Origin of the sequence: Duganella phyllosphaerae, from assembly GCF_001758785.1 — a bacterium.
Lineage (GTDB): Bacteria > Pseudomonadota > Gammaproteobacteria > Burkholderiales > Burkholderiaceae_D > Rugamonas > Rugamonas phyllosphaerae.
In genome coordinates this window covers 1-25,098 of the sequence record NZ_LROM01000119.1, presented here as the reverse complement: position 1 = coordinate 25,098, position 25,098 = coordinate 1, and the positions used below count along the sequence as shown (strand labels likewise).

Annotated in this window: 18 protein-coding genes and 1 pseudogene; 9 read left to right on the top strand and 10 right to left on the bottom strand. The window is 64.1% G+C overall.

The window, feature by feature from the left end; all coding sequences use genetic code 11:
• Window positions 1-451: 451 nt before the first annotated feature.
• The 4 genes from DUPY_RS21070 to DUPY_RS21055 form a co-directional block, all read right to left on the bottom strand.
• Window positions 452-1,108 (bottom strand): nucleotidyl transferase AbiEii/AbiGii toxin family protein, encoded by a 657-nt coding sequence (locus DUPY_RS21070; protein ID WP_070250813.1) that lies wholly within the window; start codon window positions 1,106-1,108, stop codon window positions 452-454.
• Window positions 1,108-1,587 (bottom strand): helix-turn-helix domain-containing protein, encoded by a 480-nt coding sequence (locus DUPY_RS21065; RefSeq protein WP_070250812.1) that lies wholly within the window; start codon window positions 1,585-1,587, stop codon window positions 1,108-1,110. The genes DUPY_RS21070 and DUPY_RS21065 overlap by 1 nt, the downstream gene beginning before the upstream one ends.
• Window positions 1,588-1,665: 78 nt before the next feature.
• Window positions 1,666-2,148, bottom strand: a complete 483-nt coding sequence (locus tag DUPY_RS21060; protein ID WP_070250811.1) for a DUF3016 domain-containing protein — start codon at window positions 2,146-2,148, stop codon at window positions 1,666-1,668.
• A 51-nt stretch (window positions 2,149-2,199) separates the two neighbouring features.
• Window positions 2,200-2,847 (bottom strand): M17 family peptidase N-terminal domain-containing protein, encoded by a 648-nt coding sequence (locus DUPY_RS21055; protein WP_070250810.1) that lies wholly within the window; start codon window positions 2,845-2,847, stop codon window positions 2,200-2,202.
• Window positions 2,848-3,010: 163 nt separating this feature from the next.
• On the opposite strand from DUPY_RS21055, the gene DUPY_RS21050 reads away from it, so the two are divergent.
• On the top strand, window positions 3,011-4,111 hold the full coding sequence (locus tag DUPY_RS21050) for a Gfo/Idh/MocA family protein (RefSeq protein ID WP_070250809.1): 1,101 nt from the start codon (window positions 3,011-3,013) through the stop codon (window positions 4,109-4,111).
• On the opposite strand, the gene DUPY_RS21045 is transcribed toward DUPY_RS21050, so the two are convergent.
• Window positions 4,112-4,777, bottom strand: a complete 666-nt coding sequence (locus DUPY_RS21045; RefSeq protein ID WP_070250808.1) for a hypothetical protein — start codon at window positions 4,775-4,777, stop codon at window positions 4,112-4,114.
• An 85-nt stretch (window positions 4,778-4,862) separates the two neighbouring features.
• Between DUPY_RS21045 and DUPY_RS21040 the strand changes: the two genes are divergently transcribed.
• Window positions 4,863-5,225 carry a DUF5710 domain-containing protein gene (locus DUPY_RS21040; protein WP_070250807.1) on the top strand — a complete coding sequence of 121 codons (363 nt, stop codon included), beginning with the start codon at window positions 4,863-4,865 and terminating at the stop codon, window positions 5,223-5,225.
• A gap of 10 nt (window positions 5,226-5,235) precedes the next feature.
• The gene (locus DUPY_RS21035) at window positions 5,236-5,937 is read left to right on the top strand and encodes an SOS response-associated peptidase (protein WP_070250806.1); all 702 of its coding nucleotides are present in this window, start codon (window positions 5,236-5,238) and stop codon (window positions 5,935-5,937) included.
• Window positions 5,938-5,993: 56 nt separating this feature from the next.
• On the opposite strand, the gene DUPY_RS21030 is transcribed toward DUPY_RS21035, so the two are convergent.
• Complete coding sequence (locus tag DUPY_RS21030) at window positions 5,994-6,890, bottom strand: LysR family transcriptional regulator ArgP (RefSeq protein ID WP_070250805.1); 897 nt, start codon at window positions 6,888-6,890, stop codon at window positions 5,994-5,996.
• Window positions 6,891-6,977: 87 nt separating this feature from the next.
• On the opposite strand from DUPY_RS21030, the gene DUPY_RS21025 reads away from it, so the two are divergent.
• The 4 genes from DUPY_RS21025 to DUPY_RS21010 all read left to right on the top strand — a co-directional run bounded on the left by DUPY_RS21025 (window position 6,978) and on the right by DUPY_RS21010 (window position 14,609).
• Window positions 6,978-7,583, top strand: coding sequence for a LysE/ArgO family amino acid transporter (locus tag DUPY_RS21025; RefSeq protein ID WP_070250803.1), 606 nt, complete (start codon window positions 6,978-6,980; stop codon window positions 7,581-7,583).
• A 188-nt stretch (window positions 7,584-7,771) separates the two neighbouring features.
• On the top strand, window positions 7,772-10,069 hold the full coding sequence (locus tag DUPY_RS21020) for a putative bifunctional diguanylate cyclase/phosphodiesterase (RefSeq protein WP_229255453.1): 2,298 nt from the start codon (window positions 7,772-7,774) through the stop codon (window positions 10,067-10,069).
• Window positions 10,070-10,182: 113 nt separating this feature from the next.
• Entirely contained in the window at window positions 10,183-12,417 is a 2,235-nt protein-coding gene (locus DUPY_RS21015) for a TonB-dependent receptor (RefSeq protein ID WP_070250801.1), read from the top strand.
• A gap of 113 nt (window positions 12,418-12,530) precedes the next feature.
• The gene (locus tag DUPY_RS21010; RefSeq protein ID WP_141749621.1) at window positions 12,531-14,609 is read left to right on the top strand and encodes a TonB-dependent siderophore receptor; all 2,079 of its coding nucleotides are present in this window, start codon (window positions 12,531-12,533) and stop codon (window positions 14,607-14,609) included.
• On the opposite strand, the gene DUPY_RS21005 is transcribed toward DUPY_RS21010, so the two are convergent.
• The gene (locus DUPY_RS21005) at window positions 14,606-17,743 is read right to left on the bottom strand and encodes a ligand-binding sensor domain-containing diguanylate cyclase (RefSeq protein ID WP_167359095.1); all 3,138 of its coding nucleotides are present in this window, start codon (window positions 17,741-17,743) and stop codon (window positions 14,606-14,608) included. The two genes, DUPY_RS21010 and DUPY_RS21005, sit on opposite strands and share 4 nt — an antisense overlap.
• Before the next feature lie 267 nt (window positions 17,744-18,010).
• Between DUPY_RS21005 and DUPY_RS21000 the strand changes: the two genes are divergently transcribed.
• On the top strand, window positions 18,011-19,702 hold the full coding sequence (locus DUPY_RS21000; protein ID WP_229255452.1) for a DEAD/DEAH box helicase: 1,692 nt from the start codon (window positions 18,011-18,013) through the stop codon (window positions 19,700-19,702).
• Window positions 19,703-19,839: 137 nt separating this feature from the next.
• Window positions 19,840-21,894, top strand: coding sequence for an acyltransferase family protein (locus tag DUPY_RS20995; RefSeq protein ID WP_084640833.1), 2,055 nt, complete (start codon window positions 19,840-19,842; stop codon window positions 21,892-21,894).
• A gap of 11 nt (window positions 21,895-21,905) precedes the next feature.
• Here the strand turns inward: DUPY_RS20995 and DUPY_RS20990 are convergent, their stop codons facing one another.
• The 3 genes and pseudogenes from DUPY_RS20990 to DUPY_RS20980 all read right to left on the bottom strand — a co-directional run.
• A complete protein-coding gene (locus tag DUPY_RS20990; RefSeq protein WP_070250799.1) occupies window positions 21,906-23,969 on the bottom strand; it encodes a DUF7024 domain-containing protein in 2,064 nt (687 codons plus the stop codon).
• 20 nt (window positions 23,970-23,989) lie between these two features.
• On the bottom strand, window positions 23,990-24,760 hold the full coding sequence (locus DUPY_RS20985; RefSeq protein ID WP_070250798.1) for a PIG-L deacetylase family protein: 771 nt from the start codon (window positions 24,758-24,760) through the stop codon (window positions 23,990-23,992).
• Window positions 24,750-25,098, bottom strand: a pseudogene (locus tag DUPY_RS20980) (GNAT family N-acetyltransferase); the annotation flags it as partial. The gene DUPY_RS20985 and the pseudogene DUPY_RS20980, both read right to left, overlap by 11 nt.

The window sequence follows — 25,098 nt, the reverse complement described above, 5'->3', positions numbered from 1 at the left end:
AAACTAATTGAGAAAATTCTACTTCTGATGGCGATCATTTGCAGGGGGGATTACCAAGCCAAACGCGGACGAAAGCATATTATCTTGTTAGTCTGAAAAAATGCGGAGAATTTTAGCGGCAAGAATTTGGAATGGCTTGATCACAATACAGCATGTCATCGGAGGGCAGGGTGGAATCAGATAGTGGGAGCACACGCTTCGGTTGGGTAGACTAACCGGTGTGTCAATTTTGTGGCCGAGTTCGGCCAAAACCGATGAAATGTGAGTGATTCAGACTGTGTTGAGCAGCTTGGCAAGCAACGCAAGTGTTTGATTTTTAAGGTAATTCAACGAACTCAACTGAGACTCATAATCCGTTGGTGCCCAGTTCGACTCTGGGGAGGCCTACCAATAAAATCAAAGGGTTAGCGAGGTTCGCTAGCCCTTTTTACATTACTTTTCATCGTGTAGCCTACTCGACGGCACTTCTTGCCGCGGCATCCAGTCCAAGCATGACCACTTCACATACGTGCTCAAACGTGGCGTGGTATCCGATCTTCTCGATGGCATCGAACTGCAGGCAAAGATTTGTCAGGTCTCCTCCGAGCACGGCCTTAATCGAAGTAATGTACCGGATCAAAAATTTGCCAGCCTGGCGCAGTGCTTCCGGCTCCATCTCTGCAACCAAGGCGAAGTCGAACATGTCACGCGCCAGCAGTTGATGGCCTCGGTGATAAAACTTCTTCGCGATGATTTCTGCCGCAGTTTCAACGCGGACCAAGCGACCGAATATCTCTTCTTCGGCGTAAGGTATCTCGGTCAGGTTCGGAGAGGCGACAAAGTCGATCTCTCCCTCTGGCAAAAACAGTTTGACGAAGTTGTTGGCCTCTTCGTAATGGACCGCCATATCCTCTGCCACCTGACTCAGGCGCGGATTCACATAGTTCAAGGCTTGCGGGTCGGGGACGAAGATATCGATGTCCTTGCTGAGCCGATGTCGATATTTGCGCATCAGTACAGTTCCGCCGCCGAAGGTCCACGTGAAGTGTTTGCTGCCGTGCGTGTGAATTTCATCCACCAGGCGCAAGGCCTGTTGAAACAGTCCTTCCCAGGTCGTTTCGGTTGCCATCACCAAACTGCCCGGTGGGCATGCAGCGACTTCGCCATGGCGGCGACGTGCTTCATGACGATTTTCGCCGGGGTGTTGGTTTCAACCGAAGCTTCACGGATCGCACTCAATACCAATGGTACCGGCGTTTCATCGAGCAGCGTCATCATGTGGGGCTTGAAGTCTTCCGGAACGACCCCCGATTGCAGAATATGCTTTAACGTCTCGGCGTTGAGGAGCTTTGTGTAGCTGGTGCTGGCAGCGCGGGCGGCGGTGGTGAGGGCCGGCGATTTTTTGACTCTATCGCTGGCGTCAAAGCTCATGCCCAGAAGCCCCATCACGTGATTGAGCTTGGTGTAACCAAGATCTTCGAGTACACCAGTTTCCAGCTGATTTATCGTCGTGCGTGACAAGCCGGCCAGCTTGGCCAGCTGGGCCTGGCTGATGCCGAATTCTTTCCGCTTTTCGTGAACGTGCATCCCGACTTCGCGTAGTTGCATGGTGCAACTCCTAAAATGTTCAGTAAACTGAACACATTATGGCTGATATCGTGAAGTTTTCAAGTAGCATTTGCTCCATCAATTCACCGCCAGCACATCCTTCCTGAACCACTCGCTGAGCATCTGCTTTTCATAGTGATACATCTCGCTGCGATAACTGTTTGCGTTGAGCTGGTAGTTGCGATCCGCCAGCTCACGCTCGCCGCTGCGCAGCACCTTGCCGTCCTGCTCGATGCTGTAGCGCAGGTGGATGCGGGGGAAGTCATAGGTGCCCTGGGTGACGCGCACGTCGCGGATCGGCACGCGCGGGAAGACGTCGCCAGCCAAGTCGATGTCGAGGATTTCCACCTTTAAATCCTGGCCTGCCGGCAGTTTTTTGGCCTGCTCTTCGAAGAATTCGCGGAAGTCGATTTCCATCGATTTGCGGTCGGTCTCGAAGCGCGGCACATCGGTCATCTTTTCGGTATTGACGTAGGTGACGGTGACGGCCGCCGAGGCGGTGCCGGCGGCCAGGCCAAAGGCGAGCAGGGCGCAGGCGGCTGGACGGATCAGGTGGTGCATGGCGACTCCCCCGGTAGTGGGCGTGAATAAGTCCCCAATATACTCCAAGAATTATTGACCGCGCGCCTGCGCGAACTCCTTGAAGGCCGCAATAAAGGCCTCGCCCGAACTGTGCAGGCGCGGCGCGCCGACGTCGAAGGTGCAGCGCTGCACCGATGGCGGCGGCGCCAGGCCGGCTGTGGCCATCGCATGTTCGGCACGCAAGGCGCCAAGCATGCCGTCCATCATCATGCCGGGCATGTCGAGGCCGGCGTTGTCGGTGTGGCCGCCGTCGAGAACACTGGGGGCGAAAGCCAGCGAGCGGGCGCCGTGGCGGATCGCTTCGCGCATGGCCACGCGGGTGGCGCGGCGCAGGCGGTCGCCGTCCAGTGTTTCGGGACTGCCCAGGCCGATCACCAGCACGGCGCGGGCGGGCAGGCTGGCTGGTGGCAGGCTGATCAGGATGGTTTCCATTTCCTGGGCACGGAAGGCGCCGCTGGCGCGCAGCGCCGTCAGCTGGCCGCCGAGCGCGGTGTCGAGGCCGAGCAGGCCGCCGGCGACGGGGGCGCCGCCTTGCTCGTGCTCGAACATGCAGGCAGCGCTGAAGTCGACATCGGCTTGCGCCGGTCCCCAGGCGACGACGTCGAATTCGACGCCGTCAAGAGTGCCGATGGGCAGGCGTTCGGGTGTTTGTTCAGTTGTTGCATGCGGTTCATTCATGGCGGAACTCCAGGTCAAGTCGGTCGCCTATCTTAGCGCGGTTCGCCAGAATGCGACCCTGCCGAAATTTATGGCGCGCGGCATGTTACCGATGCTCTGTAGCGCTAACATTTGTACTAAAATTGCCGAACAAGAAACACAAACCACGAACAGGAGATAGAGGATGATGGATTTTACTCGGCGTAATCTGGTCATGACTGCAGGTGGCGTGCTGGCGGCAACCGCAGTGGGCGGTCCCGTGTGGGCCAATCCCGACCGCAAGATGGGCTACGCGATCGTCGGTCTCGGTGGTTACGGGCTCGGCATCATCATCCCGCAATTCAAATACTGCCAGCACAGCAAGCTGGTCGCGCTGGTCAGCGGCGACCCCGTCAAGGCCAGGAAAGTGGCGGGCGAGTATGGCGTGCCGGAAGCGAATATCTACGATTACAAGAATTACGACCGCATCAAGGACAATCCCGACATCGACATCGTCTACATCTGCCTGCCGGTCTCGATGCACGCCGAATACACGATCAGGGGCGCCAAGGCCGGCAAACACGTGCTGTGCGAAAAGCCGATGGCGATCTCGTCGGCCGAATGCGAATCGATGATTGCCGCCTGCAAGCAGGCCGGCAAGAAATTGATGATCGGCTACCGCTGCCACTTCGAGCCGTTCAACCTCGAGGCGCGGCGGCTGGCGCGCTCGGGCGCCATCGGCAAGCTGCGCTATTTCCGCTCCGAGCACGGCTACACCACGGGCGGCAACAACTGGCGCGTGAAGAAGGCGATGTCGGGCGGTGGTTCGCTGATGGATATCGGCATCTACGCGCTGCAGGCGGCGCGTTACATGACCGGCGAGGAACCCATTTCTGTGTATGCCAAGGAAACCACCGACCGGTCCGATCCGCGCTTCCGCGACGTCGAAGACATGATCGAATTCCAGCTCGAGTTTCCGTCCGGCGTGATCGGTTCGTGCATGTCGATGTATTCGGCCAACCGCAACCAGTTCCTGCTGATGGGCGACAAGGGCCGCATCGAGATGGAGCCGGCCACCGGCTACCAGGGCCAGAAGCTGTGGGTAGGGGACGGGCGCAAGAACGAAATCACGGCGCCGCCGAATGCGTCGGCCAACCAGTTCGCCGGCCAGCTCGACCATATGGCGCAATCGGTGATGCAGGACCGCACGCCGATCGTGCCGGGCGAAGAAGGCTTGCGCGATATCCGCATCATCGAGGCGGTCTATCGCTCGGCCCGCGAGCACAAGCGCATCGCGTTGAAGTAATTAGATGCCGGGTTGCTGGTGCAGCCCGGCTTCCTCGGCCAGCTTGATGTCGAGCATCGAGATTACCAGGTCGGCATCGGTCAGCACGTCCTTGAGCGGGAAGCCGTCTTCCATCGCCACCACGGTGCCGGGCGGCACCCGTTCGGTGTTGTCAAAGCCCGGCGGCGTGTTGGGCATGAAGGCAAATTGCGGGAAACGGGTTTTGCCGTGCAGGGCGATGTCGGACAGCGTGCGCGGGGCAGCGCGCAGCAGGCCGTTGCGCACGTGTTGCTGGCGTTCTTCGTGGCGCTGCTTGAGCAGGGCGGTCAGGCGCACGATTTCGCCGGCCAGGCGGTCCGATTCTGCCTGGTGTTCGGCCAGTTCGCCGTCGCTCAGCGCTTCTTCCCATTGCGTCAGTTTCAACAGGCCGCGCTTGTGCAGCGCCTGGCGCTGCAGGTCGATTTCGATCGACGCGGCGCGGGTCTGGTGCGTGTCCAGGTCTTGCGTGATGGCGGCGTCGCCGTTGGCGCGCAGCCACTTGTCGCCGAACGCAAACACCAGGCCATCGAAATAGAAATACATCGGCAGCACTTGCGGCACCGCGCCAGCGAGCATTTGTTGCGGCGACATGTGCCAGCGTTCGGCCAGCTCGGGCAGGGTGAGGGTCAGGGGTTCGATCAGGGGCATACGGTGTCTCCGGGGTTCAGGCGCCAATTTTCTCACAGACGCGTAAAATAGCGGCTTTGTCACTGTTCGTCACGGAGTATGCCGCATGATGTTTCTTAAAGTTCCGTTTGCGGAAAAAGACGAGGCCAAAGCCCTGGGCGCGCGCTGGAACGGTGAGCGCAAGTCCTGGTATGTGCCCGATGGCAAACCAACCGAAGCGTTCTCGCGCTGGCTGCCACCGGGCGGCGCCGATTTTGTGCCGGCAGTCGCTGCCACGTCGCTGAAAAACCGCCCGGTCACCGTCGATTCCTACGCCGGCAAGCCGGTGATGGGCAAGCTGTTCATCGACCTCGAGCACGACTGCGATCCGTTCGTGGACTGCCCGGTGTGCGCACCCAAGCTGGCCACGTCCGGCTGGACCGCCACCCACGACAGCGTTGCGCAACTGCTGGTCGGGCTGCGCGGCTAGGAGTCAGGTCGTGTGCACCAATTACCGGCCCACGTCGCGCGACCTGCTGGCCGACCTGTTCCAGTTGAGCCTGTTCGAGGGGGGTGACTGGCCCGCTGAGAGCTGGAAAGACTACCCGGCGCCCATCATCCGCTACAACGGGCACGGCCAACTGGTGTGCACCACTGCCACCTACGGCCTGGTGCCACGCCGGCACATTCCGCCCGGCGTCAAGCCGTGGGACACCATGAATGCCCGCACCGAAACGGTGGGCCAGCTGCGGTCATACGCGAAATGCTGGCGCGAAGGGCAGTTGTGCCTGGTACCGATGACCGGATTTTTCGAGCCCAATTACGAGTCGGGCGCGGCCCAGCGCTGGCAGATCGGCCGGGCCGACAGCGCGCCGTTCGCAGTGGCCGGCATCTGGCGCGAGTGGCCTGGCGAGAACGGTCCCGAATATTCGTTCACGCAGCTGACCATCAATGCCGACGAGCATCCGTTGATGCAGCGCTTCCACAAGCCGGGCGACGAAAAGCGCTCGCTGATCGTGATTGCCGCCGACGAATATGACGACTGGCTGCGCTGCCGCGATCCCGAACGCGCGCGTAGCTATTTCCAGCAGTTCCCGCCCGAACTGATGCGGGCCTGGTTCGACCCGCCGCCGCCGCGCAAGAAAAAGGCGCAGCCGGCTGCATCGCCGCAGCCTGAATCGACGCAAATCGACCTGTTTTAGACGCTGCGCCAGCCGGGCGGCAGCAGCGTATTGAAACAGCGCGTAGCGGCCGGTGCTTAATCTCCCGGCTGCAACAGCCAGCGTCGCGCCGTGTCTATCACCTGCTCGGTAAGCGCCTTGGTAAACGGCGTCTGGATATCCCACATATGCCAGATCAGCGGCACATCGAGCACCCGCCCCGGCGCCAGGTCGACCAGCGTGCCGGCTTCGAGTTGGGCCGCGCATTGCAGCTGCGGTGCCATGCCGTAGGCAAATCCGGCTTCCAGAAACCGCACGAACCCCTCCGACGACGCAAACGAATGGTGCGGATAGCGGCCCTGGTAGCCGGTGGCCTGGGCGATAAACCGCGCCAGCAGCGCATCCTTGCGGTTGAAGTCGAGCGCGGGCGCGTTTTCCACGCTGGCGGCGGTCAAACCGTCCGGGAACCAGCGCGCGGCAAATGCCGGGCTGGCCAGGCAGTGATAGCGCATCCGGCCCAGCGGCGTGGCGGTGGTGCCGGCCACGTGCGCGGTTTCGCTGGTCACGCAGCCAAACACCCGGCCTTCGCGCAGCATGGTGAGCGTATGGTCCTGGTCGTCCATGGTGATGTGCAGCATGCAGTCGCCGGCCGCCATCAGTGGGGTGACCGCTTGCTGCAGCCACGTCACCGCGCTGTCGGCATTGACGGCGATCGCCAACTCCGCGCGACCGGCGCCGGACCGGTTGCTGCTGTCGAGGGCGGCTTCGAGCAGCCGAACCTGACGATAATGGGCGATCAGGCGGTGGCCAGCCTCGGTCGCCTGCGGCGGCTGGCTACGCAGCAACAGCAGTTCGCCGGCCTGGCTTTCCAGCATGCGCAAGCGCTGCGAGACCGCCGATTGCGTGATGGAGAGGGCTATCGCAGCCTTGTCGAAACTGCCATGCTCCACCACGGCATCGAGCGCGGCCAGGCCCCGGTAGTCGATCCTGCTCATTAGCATTCCTGATATTAGTCCAATATTATTAATTATACTGATGACTGGCGCGCCGCTAAGCTGTGGTCTTTTTTGCAGGAGACCATCATGGAACTGGGTGCATTACTGAAGGGAATGGGCCTCGGCGGCGGGCTGATCATCGCGATCGGTTCGCAAAACGCCTACCTGTTGCGCCAGGCGTTGAAGCAGGAATATGTGTATACCTGTATTGCCATTTGCATCGCCTGCGACGTGCTGCTGATCGGCGCCGGCGTGGCCGGGATGGGTGAAATTATTAATAATGCGCCCGGCCTTTTATTCTGGATAAAAATCGCCGGCGCCGCTTTTTTATTCTGCTATGGCATACGTGCTGCGCTTTCTGCCTGTAAATCATCGAGTTTCAACGTCACTCAACAACCCTCTGCTGTCAGCCGACGCCAGGTGATTGCCGCCATGCTCGCATTCAGCCTGTTAAATCCCCATGTTTATCTCGACACCGTGGTGTTGCTCGGCTCTATCGGGGGCCAGCAACCCGGTGCTGGTCCATGGTATTTCGCCGCTGGCGCCATGCTGGCATCGATTATCTGGTTTTTAAGCCTGGGCCTGGGCGCGCGATATTTAATCCCTGTTTTTACACGTCCGACGGCGTGGCGAGTGCTCGACGGGGCGATTGCGGTGGTGATGTGGCTGCTGGCGCTGTCGCTGTTCTGGTGACGCCGATCGGCCGCCAGGGCGCATACCGTCGTGGCAAAAAAGCTGAAAATTGGCGGTATCATGCTCATTGCTGGCATGATGGCGGTGTTGCAGGCGCGCAAAATTTCAGCGTGCTAGCAAATCTCGGGTGTTACTGGCATACAATAGCTGCAATCAAGTAATTGTCAGCACGCCAGCGGCGCCAGGTCATGAGCATTCAGCCGGAACAGTATGTCAACTTGTCGATGATGACGTCCTCCTTTGCGGTGGACGCTCTCCTGGTGGTATTGCTGGTGTTTTTATGGCTGATGCACCGCAAGGAAAAACATGCCCTGCTGTGGGGTATTGGCCAGGCCGCCGTCATGGCAGGTGGATTGACCTGGTTTGCAGGAGCGGCCGTGTTATCGCCATCCTGGCGATTATTTATTTGCGCGCTGATGCTGGTGATCGGTATGGCCGGTTATTATGGCGGTACGCAATATTTTCTCGGCGATTTGCGGCGCCGCCATTGGCGTCCGATTATTGTCGCGATCGCTGTCGCCACGGCGGGATTTTATGCGCTGTGGCAATGGCATTCGCACTGGGTGCCGCCCGGCAGCGCCGCCGCGCTGGGCCTGGTGATGATCTGGATGGGTGTGCGCCTGTACCGCGCCCAGCGCCGTTATCGCCTGCTTGGCTGCACCCTGGTGGCGCGCGGCGTGTTCAACCTGGTGTCCGCCGCCACCCTGCCGCCGGAATGGTATCTGCTGTGGTTTGCCGGCACGTCCATCCTCAAAGCCGTTTCCATGCTGGGCCTGATTTACGCGGTGCAGGATGAAATGCAGCAGCGCTACGCGCGCACCATCGACAGCCTCAGCCACGGCTTTTTGATCCGCGACCGTCGCGGCATCATCCACGTGGCCAATGAGCGCGGCGCGCGCTTGCTGGGTTTCGAGAAAGCGGCCGACCTGGTCGGCAAGCACCTGAGCGACATCCTGCCCAGGATCACTCCTGCGATGGTGGACGATTATTTCAAGCGCTTCGAGGCACCCGGGGTGCAATACCCGATGACCGACACCGCCGTGGTCACCCTGCATACGGGCGCGCGCCTGCCGCTGGAAATGGCCGGCTCGCCCTATATCGAGCGTGGCCAGCTGTACTGCCTGGTGCAGTTGCTCGATATCAGCGAGCGCCAGCGCAAGGACGACCTGCTCAAGCAGGCGGCCCGCATCGACCCCGTCACCGGCTTTTACAACCGCCACGCGCTGTCCGAAGCGCTGGCAAAGGAAGTGGCGCGTTGCCGCGAAACGGGCCGCGAATGCGTGGTGTTATTCCTCGATCTCGACAAGTTCAAGCGCGTCAACGATTCCTTCGGCCATGCCACCGGTGACGAACTGCTGCGCCAGACCGCGCAGCGCCTGTTTGCCATGCTGGGGCCGGGCGACCTGCTGGCGCGTTTCGGCGGCGACGAGTTCATCATCGTGCTGCCGGACCTGGCGCCGGGCGCAGCCGAGCAGGCCGCGCGCCGCTGCGCCGAGCATATTCTCGCCGCCCTGTCGTCGCGCTTCCAGCTGTTGCACCACGCCATCGGGGTGTCGGCCAGCATCGGCGTGGCCTGCTATCCCATGCTGGGCAGCGACAGCGACACCCTGGTACGCAATGCCGACATCGCCATGTACGAGGCCAAGAAGGCCGGGCGCGGTGAGCTGCGCTTTTTCCACGATTCGATGAACGCTGCCGCCAAGAACGCGCTGGTGATCGACGGCGCCCTGCGTGGCGCCATCGAAAACAACGAGTTCCGCCTGGTGTACCAGGCCATCGTCGATGCCCGCACCGGCGCGCTGACCAAGGCGGAGGCGCTGATCCGCTGGCATCACGCGCAACTGGGCAATGTGCCGCCCGACCGGTTCATTCCCGTGGCGGAGGACAGCGGCATGGTGGTGGCGATCGGCGCCTGGGTGCTGGAGCAGGCCTGCCGCCAGCTGGCGGCCTGGCGCGACGGCCCGCTGGGCGCGGTCACCGTCAGTATCAATGTCTCGGCGTGGCAACTGGCTGATCCGTTCTTCGTGGCGCTGGTGCAGCAGACGCTGGCGCGCCACAACCTGCCACCGCGCCAGCTCGAACTGGAATTGACCGAGCGCGTGCTGATCGACGATGGCGGCCATGTCCACAGCGTGATCGACCGCTTGCGTGCGCTCGGCGTGGGCGTGTCGCTCGACGACTTCGGCACCGGCTATTCGTCGCTGAGCTACCTGACGCAGTTCAACCTCAATACCCTCAAGATCGACCGCGCCTTCGTGATGGACATCGAGCACAGCGACCGCAGCAACAGCCTGGTGCACGCGATTATCGCCATGGGCCAGTCGCTGGGCCTGAAACTGGTGGCCGAGGGTGTCGAGACGGCCGGCCAGGCCGCCATTCTCGAGCGCATGGGCTGCCACTACTTGCAGGGTTACCATATTTCGCGGCCGATTGCGCCCGACGCACTGCTCGACTTTGCCGTGGACAGGAGTAGCGCAGCAGCCTAGCTAAAGTGTTGCAGTGTCACTCAACTGTCATCGTCACGTCATCGCAACGTCACATGCTGTTCTTACAATCTTGCTGATTGATACCAACTCACCCAGCAAGAAAGAGAACAGCCATGTCCCAGCGCTTCCCCCTGAAACCTTTGTGCCTGCTCGTGCTGCAAGCCCTGGCCATCGCCGCCCACGCCGAAGAAGTGGCCGACAGCGCCACCGTGGCCGCCATGGCCGGCCCGGTGCAGACCGTGGAAATCACGGGGCGCGGCCAGTCGCGCCAGGTGCAGAACATCAACAAGGACGACCTGGCCGAAGCGCTGCCCGGCACCAGCCCGCTCAAGGTGCTCGATAAACTGCCCGGCGTAAACTTCCAGTCGGCCGATCCGTTCGGCGCCTACGAGTGGTCGACGTCGTTCAGCCTGCGCGGCTTCAGCCAGAGCCAGCTGGGCTTCACGCTCGACGGCATCCCGCTCGGCGACATGAGCTACGCCAACAACAACGGCCTGCACATCAGCCGCGCCGTGTCGTCGGAAAACATCGGCCGGGTGCAGGTGTCGCAGGGCGCCGGTTCGCTGGCCACTGCCTCCACCAGCAACCTGGGCGGCACGGTGCAGTTCTTCACGCTGGCGCCTACCGACGAACGCGGCCTGACGCTGTCGCAAACCGGCGGCAGCGATTCGACCTCGCGCACCTTTGTCCGCGTCGATTCCGGCCTGATCGGCGGCGCCATGAAAGCCTCGCTGAGCGGCACCCGCCAGCGCACCGACAAGACCAAGGGCGAAGGCGGCCAGGACCAGGACCAGGTCAATGCCCGCTTCGTCTTCAACTTCGGCGAGAGCAACAGCCTGACCGGCTTCTTCAACCACTCGGACCGCAAGGAAGTCGATTACCAGGACATGTCGAAGGAAATGCTGGGCCGCCTCGGCTACGACTGGGACAACTACCAACCCGACTGGCAGCGCGCCATCAACGCCGCCCGTGGCCAGTTCAGCGGCAACGTCACCAGCCTCGACGACGCCTACTATTCGGCCGGCGGCCTGCGCAAGGACAATCTGAGCGGCCTGATCCTGGACCTGAACCTGACCCCGTCGTTCAACCTCAAAACCACCGGCTACCACCACGACAACAAGGGCGAAGGCCACTGGTACACGCCGTACGTGCCCACCAACGCCGCTAACCCGCTGTCGATCCGCACCACCGAGTACCGCATCAACCGCAACGGCATCATGGCCGATGCAACCTGGGAGGCGGGCGACCACACCGTCTCCTTCGGCGCCTGGGGCGAGCGTTCGGACCACACCGGTACCCGCGCCTACTACGCGGCCACCGACCCGGCCGACACCATGTACTTCCTGTCGAACCCGTTCCAGATCGACTGGAAACAGAACTTCATCACCACCACCTCGCAGTTCTACCTGCAAGACAGCCTGGCCCTGATGGACGGCAAGCTGAAAGTGAACGCCGGCTTCAAGAGCATGAGCGTGGACATTTCCGCCCGCAACATCATCGGCAACCGCGCCGCCGGCCAGTTGAACGCCGAGAAGAGTTTCCTGCCGCAAGTCGGCGCCAACTATGCGCTCTCGGCGGACGACGAGATTTTCGCCTCGGCCGCCAAGAACATGCGCGCGCACCAGCCTGGCGTCGGTGGCCCGTTCTCGCAAACCCAGGCCGCGTACGACGCCGGCGTCGGCAACCTGAAACCGGAAACCTCGACCAATATCGACCTCGGCTACCGCTTCAAGCGCGACGCGGTGCAAGGCTCGCTGGCCGTGTACGGCGCCCGCTTCGACGACCGCCAGTTGAGTGTGGCCACCTGCGCCGGCATCGTCGGTTGCCCGTCCACCTTCGTCAACGTCGGCAAGGTCGATACCCGTGGCGTGGAAGCGATCGCGGTATGGAAAATCAACCGTCAACTCAGCTGGTTCAACTCGGCCACGTATAACGACTCGAAATACAAGTCCGATTACATGGACGGCACGACGCTGGTGCAGGTGAACGGCAAGCAGGTGGCCGGCGCGCCGAAAACCCTGTTCAGCACCGAAGCATCGTACGACAGCGGCGCCTGGTTCGCGCGCCTGGGCGGCAAGTACACGGGCAAGCGCTACTACACCTACACCAACGACGCCAGCGTGGATGCGTTCTGGATCGGCAGCCTGACGGCCGGCTACAAGCTCAAGTCGCTGGGCTTCATGAAAGACCTGTCGCTGCAAGTGAACGTGAGCAACCTGTTCGACAAGCAGTACATCAGCACCGTCGGCACCAACGGCTTCCAGGCCCGCGATCCGAACGGCACCGCGCAAACCCTGCTCACCGGCGCTCCGCGCCAGGTGTTCCTGACCTTGAGCGGCAAGCTGTAAGGGGGTGACACTGGCTGGCGGGATGTAACAAGCGGTTATCCGTGTTCAAGGATTGCAAATGATAATCATTCTCGATTATAGTGCTGCAACTTTCAAAAACACCACGGAGCACCATGTTACGTCCTCTCAAGCCCTGGCTGGCCCTGGGCCTGCTGTCCACGACCACGTTAGTCCAGGCGCAAGACGCTGCGGAAGGTGACGCCACCTTGCAGCAAGTGAACGTGGTGGCCGAGCGCAGCGCCGCCTTCAATGCCAGCCATAGCAGCGGCGCCACCCGCACCGATACGCCGATCCGCGAAGTGCCGCAATCGGTGCGCGTGGTCAACAGCGAGCAGCTCGAAGACCTGGGCGCCATGCGCCTGGCCGACACCGTCGATTTCGTCAGTGGTATTTCGCGCCTGAACGACTTTGGCGGCACCTGGGACAACTTCGGCATCCGTGGCTTTTCCAGCACCGACATGGGTTTCCTGGTCAACGGCTTTCCCGGCTCGCGTGGCTACAACCCGCCGCGCGACACCGCCACGGTCGAGCGCTTCGAGTTTCTCAAGGGGCCGGCCGGGGCGATTTACGGCAGCAGCGAGCCCGGCGGCACCATCAATATCGTCACCAAGAAGCCGAAGTTCACCGCGCGCCACGTGGCCGAGGTGGGCTTCAACGATCGCGGCCTGCGCCGCGCCACGGTGGACACCACCGGCCCGTTGAGCTCGACCGTGGCCTACCGCCTGAACCTGATGACGGAAGAGGGCGATCCGCGCTCGTCGCTGCTGCACAACAAGCGCATGCTGGTGGCGCCCGCGCTGACCTGGAAGATCGACCCGCGCACCACGCTCAACTACGAAGCGGAAATCCTCAAGTCCGACACGCCGCTTGACCGCGGCGTGATCAATGTGCGCGGCCAGCTCGGTACGCTGCCGCGCGACCGCATCCTCAACGAGCCGACCGACAAAAACATGCACCTGTCGAGCAAGACCCAGCAACTGACGCTGGACCGGGTGCTGGCCGACGGCTGGCGCGCACGCCTGGGCGCGAGCTACAAGGAAAGCACTTTCGAGGGCGAGTACACGGAGGCGACGTCGCTGGCGGCCGACAACCGCACCCTCAATCGCCAGGCCACCTGGCGCACGCTGCCGTCGCGCGATACCTCGGTCAACGGCGAGATCGAAGGCAAGTTCGCCACCGGCGCGCTGGAACATACGCTGCTGGTGGGCGCCGAAGCCTCGCGCCTGTGGATGAATACCGAAATCCTGCGCTCGGCCAACACGCCGCTCGACATCTATGCGCCCGTGTACGGCCGGCCGGCAGGCCCGCTGATCTCGCGCACGTCGAGCTCGGACGAACGCCAGCGCGTGAAAGCCGTGTTCGCGCAAGACCAGGTCAGCCTGTCGGACCAGTGGAAGCTGCTGGCCGGCCTGCGCTGGGACGAGTACAGCCAGGACTTGGTCAACCGCGTGGCCGGCAACCAGCTCAACCGCAAGCAGAGCGCGGTGTCGCCGCGTGCCGGCGTGACGTACCTGCCTAACAGCTGGAGTTCTCTGTACGTGTCGGCCGGCAAATCGTTCCGGGGCAATACCGGCATCGATGTCAATGGCAACGCCTTCGATCCGCAAAAGTCCACGTCGTACGAAGCGGGCTGGAAGCTGCAAAGCGCCGACCAGCGCCTGGGCGCCACCGTGGCCGTGTACGACATCACCAAGACCAATGTGCTCACCGCCAGCGATGTGCCGGGCTTCTCGGTAGCGGCGGGTGAAGTGAAAAGCAGCGGCGTGGAGGCGGACGTGACGGGCCAGATCGGCCGCCACTGGCGCGTGAGCGGCAACGCCGCCTACGACGACGCGCGCGTGACGCGCGACCGCACCCTGGCGGCCGGCACGCGGTTGATGAACGTGCCGAAATGGAGCGCCGGCCTGCTGGCGATCCGCGAGGACAGCCTGGCGAACGGCAGCCGCTACGGCGTGGGCGCCGGCGTCAACCACGTGGGCGCACGCTCGGGCAACACTGCCGACACCTATAGTTTGCCGTCGTACACCACCGCGCGCCTGCTGGGCTACTGGCAGGTGACGCCGCAGGTCAAGCTGTCGGTCGACGTGCTCAACCTGTTCAACCGCACGTACTACACGTCCTCTTGGGCCGGCCTGTACGTCACGCCCGGCGCCGAACGCAGCGTCGCCGCCAGGATCAAGGTCGAGCTTTAAGTCGTACCGACGGTCGGCGCAAGCAGCGCCATGTTGCGTCCGCGCTCCTTGGCCTGGTACAACGCCCGGTCCGCCATCGCCACCAGCATGGCCGGCGAGTTATCGTCGCCGGGCACCAGCGCCGCCACGCCGATGCTGATGGTCAGCATGCCGAACGGCGAGCGCTGGTGCGGCAGGCATCGCTGCACCAGCTCGGCGCACATCGACTGCGCGGCCTCGACGGCGTCGGCCGCACTGGTATTGGCGGCCAGCAGGGCGAATTCCTCGCCGCCATAACGGGCCACCAGGTCGGTGGGCCGGTGGCCGTGGGCGGTGATCAGGTCGGCCACGACGCGCAAGGTGGTGTCGCCGGCCTGGTGGCCGTAATGGTCGTTATATTTTTTAAAGAAATCGACGTCGATCATCGACAGCGCCAGCGGCTGCCTGGCGCGCGCGGCGCGGCGCCATTCGGCCGCCAGCGCCAGGTCGAAGCCGCGCCGGTTGACCACGCCGGTCAGGCCGTCGGTGGTGCTCAGTTCGGCGAGCTTGCGGTTCGACTCTTCCAGCTCGGCCGTGCGTGCAGCCACCACTTTTTCAAGCTGCAACTGGTGGCGCGTCAGGCGGGCAATGCGCTGCTGGTATAGCAGCGTCAGCGTGAACACCACCAGCGCCACGCCCAGCATGCGGAACCACCAGCGTTGCCAGAACGGCGGCGTGATGGTGATGCGCAAGGTGGCCGGCTCCGCGTTCCACACGCCCAGGTGATTGGCGGCTTTTACCCGGAACACATAGTTACCAGGGTTGAGGTTGGTGTAACTGGCGCTGCGGTGCGCGGCGTCGGTATGCACCCATTCGCGATCAAAACCCTGCAACTGGTAGGCGTAGCGGTTCTGGCCGGGGTCGGTGTAGTGGAGCGCGGCGAACTCGATCGAAAACACCGACGCCTCCGAGGCCAGAGTGAGCGCGGTGGGCGCGGTGACCGGCCCCTCGGCCTTGACGTTGGCGCGCGGTGTGCCGCTTTGCAGCGAATGGTTGAACACCGTGATATCGGTGATCGCCACCTGCGGCGGCACCGAGCTGGCGCGCACCTTCGCTGGCGTCACCGCCGTCATGCCGTGCACCCCGCCAAAATACAGCACGCCATCGGCGCCGCGCGCGGACGAGTTGACGGTGTAGCCCTCGGTCAGGCCGTCGGCGGCGGTAAACCGGCTGACCTTGCCCGTCTCGGGATCGAGGCGGAACAGGCCGGCCAGCGTGCTGCACCAGATATTGCCGTCCAGGTCGTGTTCGATGGCAAGGATTTTCTGCGCCCGCATGGCTGCCGCGTACGACGTGAAGCGCACCTTGCCGCCTGCCTCGAACACGGCCAGGTTCAAGCCCTTGCTGGTGCCGATCCAGATCCGGCCTTTGGCGTCCTGGTGCAGGCTGACGATGTTGTCGTCGCTGATGCTGGCGGGGTCGGCACGGTCGTGGCGGAAGTGGCGAAAGGTGCCGGTGGCGGGATCGAGCCAGTCCAGGCCGCCGCCATTCCATTCCGATCCCACCCACACCCGGCCGCTGCTGTCCTCCAGCACGGTGGAAGCGCCGTTGACGCTGCGGCTGTTGCTGTCGTGCGGGTCGTTGTAGTAGATCTTGCGGGCCTCGGTGGCCGGCTCGTAGCGGATCAGGCTGTTGCCGGTGGCCAGCCACAGCGCACCGCCCGCCCCGGGAGCGATGAAGTTGATGTAGTCGCTGGCAGTGTTGCCGAAGCGGATGGCCCGGAACGCGCCGCCTACATGGTCGAGCCGATGCAGGCCGTTCGACGTGCCCAGCCACAGCGGCCCCTGGCCATCGTCCTGCTGGTACATGCTGTAGACGATGGAGCGGCTCAGTTTGCTTGGCGCCTTGCCGTCGGCCTGCCAGGTCTTGATCACCGTGTTGCTGCCGGGATCGAACAAGCTCATCCCCACATTGCCGCCGAGCCAGATCTGCCCGTCCCGCGCGCGCGCCAGGCTCAGCAGCGCGTTGCTGGCAGGCGCTGCGCGGTGGTCGATGCGGAACGGCACGTGGCGCGTAAAACCCTCGCTGCTGAGGTTGGCCAGCGCGATGCCATCGGTAAACGAGGCGATCCACAACATGCCGCCGCGGTCCTGCATGACGGCGCGCAGGTTGTTGCCGGGCAGGCTGTACGGATCGTCGGCGGCATGGGCGAACTGGTCGAAAACGCCGCTGGCGCCATTCCAGCGCAGCAGCCCGGCCGACAGGGTGGTGGCCCACAGCACGCCCTTGTTGTCGAGGTTGAAGTCGGTGATGCGGCTGGCGGGCGAGGGAACGGCGGTGCGGGTGCTCCAGTCGCGTTTGCCATCCCAGCGCACCACGCCGGCCTCGGTGCCAATCCACAGCGCGCCGTCGCGGTCGAATTGCAGCGCCCGCACAATGTTGCCCCGTGTATCGGCGCGCGCCGAGGGATCGACCTGGTGGTGGCGGAAGGTGGTGGCGCCCGGCGCCAGGTAGTCGAGGCCACCGGGCCAGGTGGCGGCCCAGACGCCGCCCTGGCTATCGAGCGCCAGTGCGTTGAGGTCGTTGCTGGCCAGGCTGCCGGGATCCTTGGCGTCGTGGGCGTACACGGTAAACTTGCTGGTCTCGGGATCGAAGTGCTGCAAGCCGCCCCAGGTGGCGATCCACATGCCGCCCCGGCCGTCGGCGATGATGCGCTTGACGATACGATGATTGTTGGGGCCGCTGGCCGGCGCCACCGTGCTGAAGTCGTTGGTGTCCGGGTTGAAGCGCGCCAGGCCGTTCTGGGTACCGGCCCAGATGCGGCCCTGCGGGTCTTCGTAAATGGCCGAGACCCGATCGTGCGGCAGGCTGTTCGGGGCGGCGGAATCATGGGCATAGCGCACCGCCTGGTAACCGTTGTAGCGGTACAGGCCGTTGGCATGGGTGCCCACCCATACGTAGCCCTTGCGGTCCTGCATCAGCGCCAGCATCGACGGCTCGTCGCCGCCCAGCGGCCCCAGTTTTTTAAAGCGCAGCGACGGCGTGGTGGCGCCGGCCGATAACGGCCAGCCGGCCGCCACGACCAGCATGGACAATAGCGACAGCACTAATAGCATATACAGCGATGCGCAGAACGGGCGCAAGGCGGATACGGAAGACGGGGTAAGTGCGGACATGTGGGTTTTTCAAGGAGCCGGTCAGCTCCGTCCGGCAGGGTCAAGTGTTATCAATTTTATAGCTTGCTTGCCATTATACCTTCCACTTTGCAATGGTTTCGGGATAATAGTCAGTGTTTTCGCGCACTTGTCGCTTTTTAGGGTATAGTTTACGGTGCTGCCTGCCGTGTATAGAGCGCCGCCACCGCACCCGTCCCTTTTCCCCGGTGCGGATTCTGTTGTTTATTGAAGAAAGCTGGTTGTCCCCCAGGGGCCGGCCCACACACTATGTCCGAATCCGAGATCACTACCCCGTCCGCTGACGCCCAGTCCGCATCCAATGCACCTGCTGCACCTGCTGCACCCGCGCTCGAAGCATCCGTACCACCAGCGGCGCCAGTCGCACCGGCAGCACCTGCCGCACCAGCACCTGCCGCACCAGCACCGCTAGCGCCCGCGCCCGAGATCGTTGCTGCACTGGCTGCACCAGCCGCGCCGGTAGCACCGGTCGTGCCGGTCGCCGGCGTACGCTTTGCCGACTTCGGCCTGTCGCCGCTGATCCAGCGCGCGCTCGACGAGGCCGGTTACGAACATCCCACGCCCATCCAGGCCGAGGCCATCCCCGTGCTGCTGCAAGGACGCGACGTCATGGGTGCGGCCCAGACCGGTACCGGCAAGACCGCCAGTTTCTCGCTGCCCATCATCCAGATGTTGCTGGCCAATGCCAGCCACAGCACGTCGCCTGCACGCCACCCGGTGCGCGCGCTGATCCTCACGCCTACCCGCGAACTGGCGGTGCAGGTGGCCGAGAACGTCAAGGCCTACGCCAAGCACACGCCGCTGCGCTCCACCGTGGTGTTCGGCGGCATGGACATGAAGCCGCAAACGGCGCTGCTCAAGGCTGGTGTGGAAATCGTCATCGCCACCCCGGGCCGCCTGCTCGACCATATCGAGCAAAAGAATATCAGCCTGTCGCAAGTGCAAATGCTGGTGATGGACGAAGCCGACCGCATGCTGGACATGGGTTTCCTGCCAGACTTGCAGCGCATCATCAACTTGCTGCCAAAGCAGCGCCAGAACCTGATGTTCTCGGCCACGTTCTCGCCGGAAATCAAAAAGCTGGCCAACACCTTCCTCAGCAACCCGATCACCATCGAAGTGGCGCGCAGCAACCAGACCGCCGACAAGGTGACCCAGGTCGTCTACAAGGTCGCGGAGAACCAGAAGCACGCGGTTACCGCGCACATTCTGCGCCAGCGCGAGCTGAAACAGGTGATCATCTTCTCCAACACCAAGATCGGCTGCTCGCGCCTGGCGCGCGAACTCGAGCGCGAAGGCATGAAGGCGGTCGCCATCCACGGCGACAAGACCCAGCAGGAGCGCATGGCCGCACTCGAAGCGTTTAAAAAGGGCGAGACCGACATCCTGGTCGCCACCGACGTGGCCGCCCGTGGCCTCGACATCACCGACCTGCCGTGCGTGATCAACTACGACCTGCCGTACAACGCCGAAGACTACGTCCACCGCATCGGCCGCACCGGCCGCGCCGGCGCTTCGGGCGACGCCATCTCGATCTTCTCCGACAAGGACGAGCGCCTGCTGGCCGACATCGAAAAACTGATCAAGCAAACCATTACGCGCGGCGAGCTGCAAGGCTTCAACCCGGCCCCTGCCTACGGTGCTGCGCCAGCCGGTGAAGATCGCGGCAACCGTGGCGAGCGCAGTGATCGCAGCGAGCGTGGCGACCGCCATCCGCGCCGTCCGGAAGACAGCAGCCGCAGCCCGGCCGGTCGTCCCGGCGAGCGCGCCCCGCGCAGCATGGGCATGGCCCCGCGCCGCGACAAGGTCGATCCATGGTTCCTCAAGCCGTACGAACCGGCGCGCAGCACGCTGCCTGCGGCCAGCGCCCCGGCCGGCAATGCCGCGACCAAGCCCAAGCAAAAGCTGGCGGTCCTGCTCGGCGGCGTGCCGAAGCAGTAAACCTGTTTGGTAGCTGGGGCCGGTTCGCGGCTGTCTCAGCGCACCAGCCTCGGGCACGACTATATTGCCATTGTGGTTTCGACTACAATGGCTTTTTTTTATGCTTGATCGCTGGACAATAGCCAGCGGTTCGCGCCATGACACCACGTCCGTTTTCCCCGCCCGATGCCGCGCCTGCGGCCAACGCGTCAAACTCCGCCACCTTGTCATCCCCGCTCGCCGCAGCGCGCCCGGCCTACCGCGCCGACATCGACGGTTTGCGCGCGTTCGCCGTGCTGTCGGTGGTGCTGTACCACGCGTTTCCGGCGCGCCTGCCGGGCGGCTTTGCCGGCGTCGATATTTTCTTCGTGATTTCCGGCTTTCTGATCGGCAGCATCCTGATCGCCGGCATCGAGCAGGGCAGCTTCCGCTTCAGCGATTTCTATGCGCGCCGGGTGCGCCGGATTTTCCCCGCGCTACTCCTGGTGCTGGGCGCCTCCATGCTGTTCGGCTGGTTTGCCCTGTTCCCCGATGAATACAAGATGCTGGGCAAGCACGTGCTGGCCGGCGCCGGTTTCGTCTCGAACTTCTTCCTCTGGAGCGAGGTGGGCTATTTCGACACGGCAGCCGAAACCAAGCCGCTGCTGCACCTGTGGTCGCTCGGCATCGAGGAGCAGTTCTACATCGTCTGGCCGGTGCTGATGTGGTGTGCGTGGCGGCGCGGTGTGAGCGTGCTCAAGCTGGCGCTGGTGGTGCTGGTGCTGTCGTTCGCGGTCAACCTGGCTGGCGTCCACAAGTTTTCCAGCGCGACCTTCTATTCGCCAGCCAGCCGGGTGTGGGAAATGCTGTTCGGCACCGTGCTGGCCTACCTGTCGGTGCACCGTATCAAGCTGTTCGTCGGTGCGCGCCAGCCCGGTCACGATGGCGCCGGCGAACGGACCACGCTGTTCGATGCGGGCAGCGCGCGGGCGCGCGATGTCGCTTCGGTGGTCGGGATGCTGCTGCTGGTGGCGGCGCTGGCCCTGCTGCGCGCCGACCGCCACTTTCCCGGCGGCTGGGCGCTGTTGCCGGTGCTGGGCGCCACCCTGCTGATCGCGGCCGGGCCGCAAGCGCTGTGCAATCGCCTGCTGCTGTCGAACCGCGTGGCCGTGTGGTTCGGGCTGATCAGCTATCCGCTGTACCTGTGGCACTGGCCGCTGCTGTCGTTTGCCCGCATTGTCGAGTCGGGCCTGCCGTCGGCCAGGGTGCGCGTGTGCGCCGTCCTGGCGGCGGTGCTGCTGGCCTGGCTGACGTACCGCCTGGTCGAGCGGCCCCTGCGCGGCGCCAGCGGCGGGCGCATCAAGGTAATGGTGTTGTCGGGGGCCATGCTGGCGCTGGTGGCGGTGGCTGCCGGCATCGTCGCGGGCAAGGGCTGGCCGCAGCGCGCCAGCATGGCCGTCAACGCCCTGCAGCAAAAAGACCTGGTGATCGTCGAGGACAAGGCCAACGCGGCCGCCTGCAAGCAGCGCTACGGTTTCGACTCTTTGTATGAATACTGCCTGCTCGACCAGCCGGTCCGCGACCCGACCGTGCTCCTGATCGGCGACAGCCACGCCTATCACCTGGTGGCCGGGATGACCCGCTACTACCGCGCGCAGCGAGAAAACCTGTGGTTCCTCGGTACCCGCGTGCCGTTCCTGGGCCTGCCCGACGGCGACGATCCGTACCAGAAGGCCACCCCGATGATGCTCAAGCTGGCGCTGGAGACGCCCGGCATCAAGACCGTGATCGTGTCCACCGCCGTCAAGCTGCACGGCGAAAATGCCGATGGCCAGTCGGTGATGGCGGCCATGCGCGAGACTGTCAAACAACTGCTGGCTGCCGGCCGCGAAGTGATCCTGGTGTATGACCTGCCGATGCTGGACTTCGATCCGCGCGGTTGCCTGCGGCGCCCCGGCGTGGCCAGTTCCAGTACCAACGTGGAGTGCGCCATGCTGCGCGCCACGTTCGACAAGAACATCGCCGCGCACAAGCAGGCGTGGGACGCCGTGCTCAAGGACTTCCCGCAGGTGCAGGTGTTCGACACGGCCGCACCGTTGTGCGACGCCGCGCGCTGCCATGCGATGATCGGTAGCACACTGATGTACCGCGACCAGCACCATTTCAGCTATCGCGGCGACCTGTACATGGGCGAACTGTTCGCCCGCCAGCAGCAGGCCCGCCAGCGCAAATAGCGACCTGTGTTTTACGGCTGGTCGAAGGCGCCGACCGTCAGATCCACCAGGCCCAGCCCGAGCGGGCGCGGGTCGCCCTTGCCGCCGGTTAAGGGGCTGGGCGAGGTCGGGTGCGGTATGTCGAACACCATTTCGGTCTGGCGGCCATCGGTATCGATGCGTACGTTGTACGGCGTGACGCTGGCAGCGAACTTCAGCTCATGGGTAGCGGCGCCGACGGTCAGCCCGATAGGCGCACCGACGTTGGGGCCGAACGCCTTGGCGTTGATGGTCAGCAGCATGTGGCGCGGCAGCGGCTGGGCAAAGCGCAACACGACCTGCTTGCTGTCGGACCAGGTGCCCCACAGTTCGGGCGTCGACAGGCCGCTGGTCGTTACCAGGCCGGCGTTCGGCTGGCCCTGGAAGTACACGGTGGTGACCACCCGGTCCGCCAGCGGCTTGGGCGGCATGCGGGTGAGGGTGTAATCGGCAGTGACCACCTGGGGCGCCAGATCCGGCGCCAACGGTTGCTGGCCAAGCACCATCAACGCCTCGGTGCCTGGCGGCAGCATGCTGGCAGTAATCGGCATACCCGGGGTCATGATCAGCACCTTGCTGGCGTGGCGGTCCACCTGGAACTGCGCGCGGTACAGGTCGGAGTCGTCGGGGCCGGCCAGCACCAGGTGGTCGCGCTGCTGCGGGGTGAATTGCTGGTACATGGCGCGTCCCGCGCGGTCAGCGGGCAAGGAATTGCCGCTCAAAGCCATCAGCATTCTGGTGGACGTGACGGCGGAATTGATCGCCAGCAGCGGCAGCAGCACCCAGATGAAACCCCGGCGCGCCACCGCCGGGCGCCAGACCCACAGCCCTACCAGCACCAACTGCGTCAGTACCAGGAGGTTGAAGATGGCCCTGAACCTGCGCAGGTTGGTCAGCTCGGGCGAATCGACGATGATGTACGGGAAGTGCCGGAACAGTGTCATGGCCGCGTAGATGGTCAGCACGGCAAACAGCACGGCCAGCACGGCGCGCAGCCGCTGGCCGAGATCGGCGACCAGCAGGGGCGAGGCTGCCAGCATCGGCAGCAGCGGCAGCACGAAACCGTAATAGCGCATGTGCAGGCGCGAAACTTCGTTGGGGCCGACATGTGCGATCGAGGCGGTGAACGCCACCGTCAGCGCCATGGTGGCGCCCAGCGTGAGTACGGTGTAGACCAGGGCGTTGAGGCCCGGCTTGCCCGCCGCAGCGCGGACGGCCGGGCTGGTGGCGGCAGTGGCCACGGCCACCAGCGGCAGCGCCCAGAGCAGCACCAGCGCCATGGCGTGGCCGTACAGGTTCCACAGCGCCGGCTGCAGCAGCCGCAGCGGCGAGCTGTCGCTGCCCGTCTGGTTGCCGTAGAAGCTGCCCAGCACGTCCAGTCCGGCAGGACCGGCCAGCAGCCAGCCGAGCCCCCATTTCACCGCCAGCAGGCACAGGCCCATGACCACGGCAGCGACCAGGCCAACGCCGGTCCGGCCATCGCGCCAGTTGCGCCAGATGGCGTACACCATGATGGCGGGCAGCAAGAACAGCGCATGCACTTTTACCAGGCTCATCAAACCGAGCGTGATCCCGGTCCACACGGCGCCGCGCACACCGGTACCGCCGATTTCTTCCAGCACCAGCCAGGTCAGTACCCAGAAACACAGGAAATACGTGGCCTCGGGCATGAAGAAAGCGGTGTAGACGCTGGTGCCGCCGAGCAGTATCGAGAGCGTGATCATGACCGCTGCCGCGCGGCCGGCAAGCGGCAGCGCCACCCGGTACAGGAACGGCGCAGCCAGCAGGTACAGCACGGTGTTGCCGAGGCGCGCGCATTCGAGGAACTCCGGGCCGCACGCGTTGGTGGCGCGGAACAACCACAGGTACAGGTAGGACGGCACGATCGCCTCGCCCAGCGGCGCCAGCCGCGAGTAGCGGCTGTAGCTCCATTCGTCGAGGAAGATCAGCGGGTACAGGCCGTGGTTGCGGATGAGCAGGAACAGCAGGATCAACAGCACGCCTGCCGGCAGGGCAAAGCGCGCCAGGCGCGATGGGTAACGGTTGTCAGTAGTCATGGAAGTGAAGGGTGTGATCGTCAGGGCCGGTGCTGGCGCCAGGCGGCCAGTTGTTGCTGCATCTGCGGCCAGGTAAAGAATTTGCGTTGCTCGTAATACAGCTCACCCGCATGCGGACGCTCCAGCGTGCGGGCCGGGTTCACCGGCTGCAAGGCCTGTTCGCCGCACCGCAGGTAATGCCACAGCACGAACGGGAACAGGCCGATCCAGGTGATCGCCTGTGACGGATAGCACATGCAGTAACGCAAGAAGCGCAGGCGATTTCTCCAAGGTATCGGCGTGCGCTCGACCGCGCCGTTGGCGTCCAGGGGCCGCAATACCGTGAACAACGGTTTCGGCAGGCCGGCGCTGTTGTACAGCGCGTACTGGCGCACGACGGCCAGCAGGCCGGCCGCCTGTGCCGTATCGAGGGCCAGCGCGTGCAGCGCGTCGTGGTCGTGGTGGCCGCCTTCCCATGCCGGCACGCACAGCAATCGTGGCGTGCCGGCTTCAACACACCAGCGCGCCAGCCAGGCTGCCGCCGGCGCCAGGTGGTGCGGCAGGCGCGCATCAGGAATGCCCAGCTCGGCGCCAGGGAAAAAGATATCGTCCTGCGCCACGCCGATGGCGCCCAGCACCCGGCGCGACTCGGCCGCGCGGCGCGCCGACAGGTCCGCCGTGGGGCTGGTGGTGAAATACGCGCAGCGCACCCGCAGTCCACGCGCCATGCAGTCGACCATGGTTTGCCAGACGCCGAATTCGTCGTCGGGATGGGGGAACAGGAACAGGGCGGTATCGGTATCAGTAGGCATCGAAGTCGAGGAAGGAAAAGTCGATCGCTTCCGGCGCCAGCCGGCTCTGGGCGCTGCCGGCCAGCGGCAGCCAGATCAGGTTGAGCGGGGAGGGGCGCAGCCGCTGTGGAATATTCACGTAGCGGCCGTAACCACCGTCGGCGTCGGGACGCAGACCGAGGAACAGGCGCAAGGTGGCGGGGGCCGATGCGGCGGCCTCGGGCAGCGCCAGCGCCGGCGGCACGCTGGCGGCGGCCAGCTCGGCGTAGGCGTGCACCAGCGGCATGGCCGGTGCATGGAACTGCCACCGGTCGCCGTGGCGGCGGGCGCCGTCGGGCCACAACAGGTGCACGGGACCG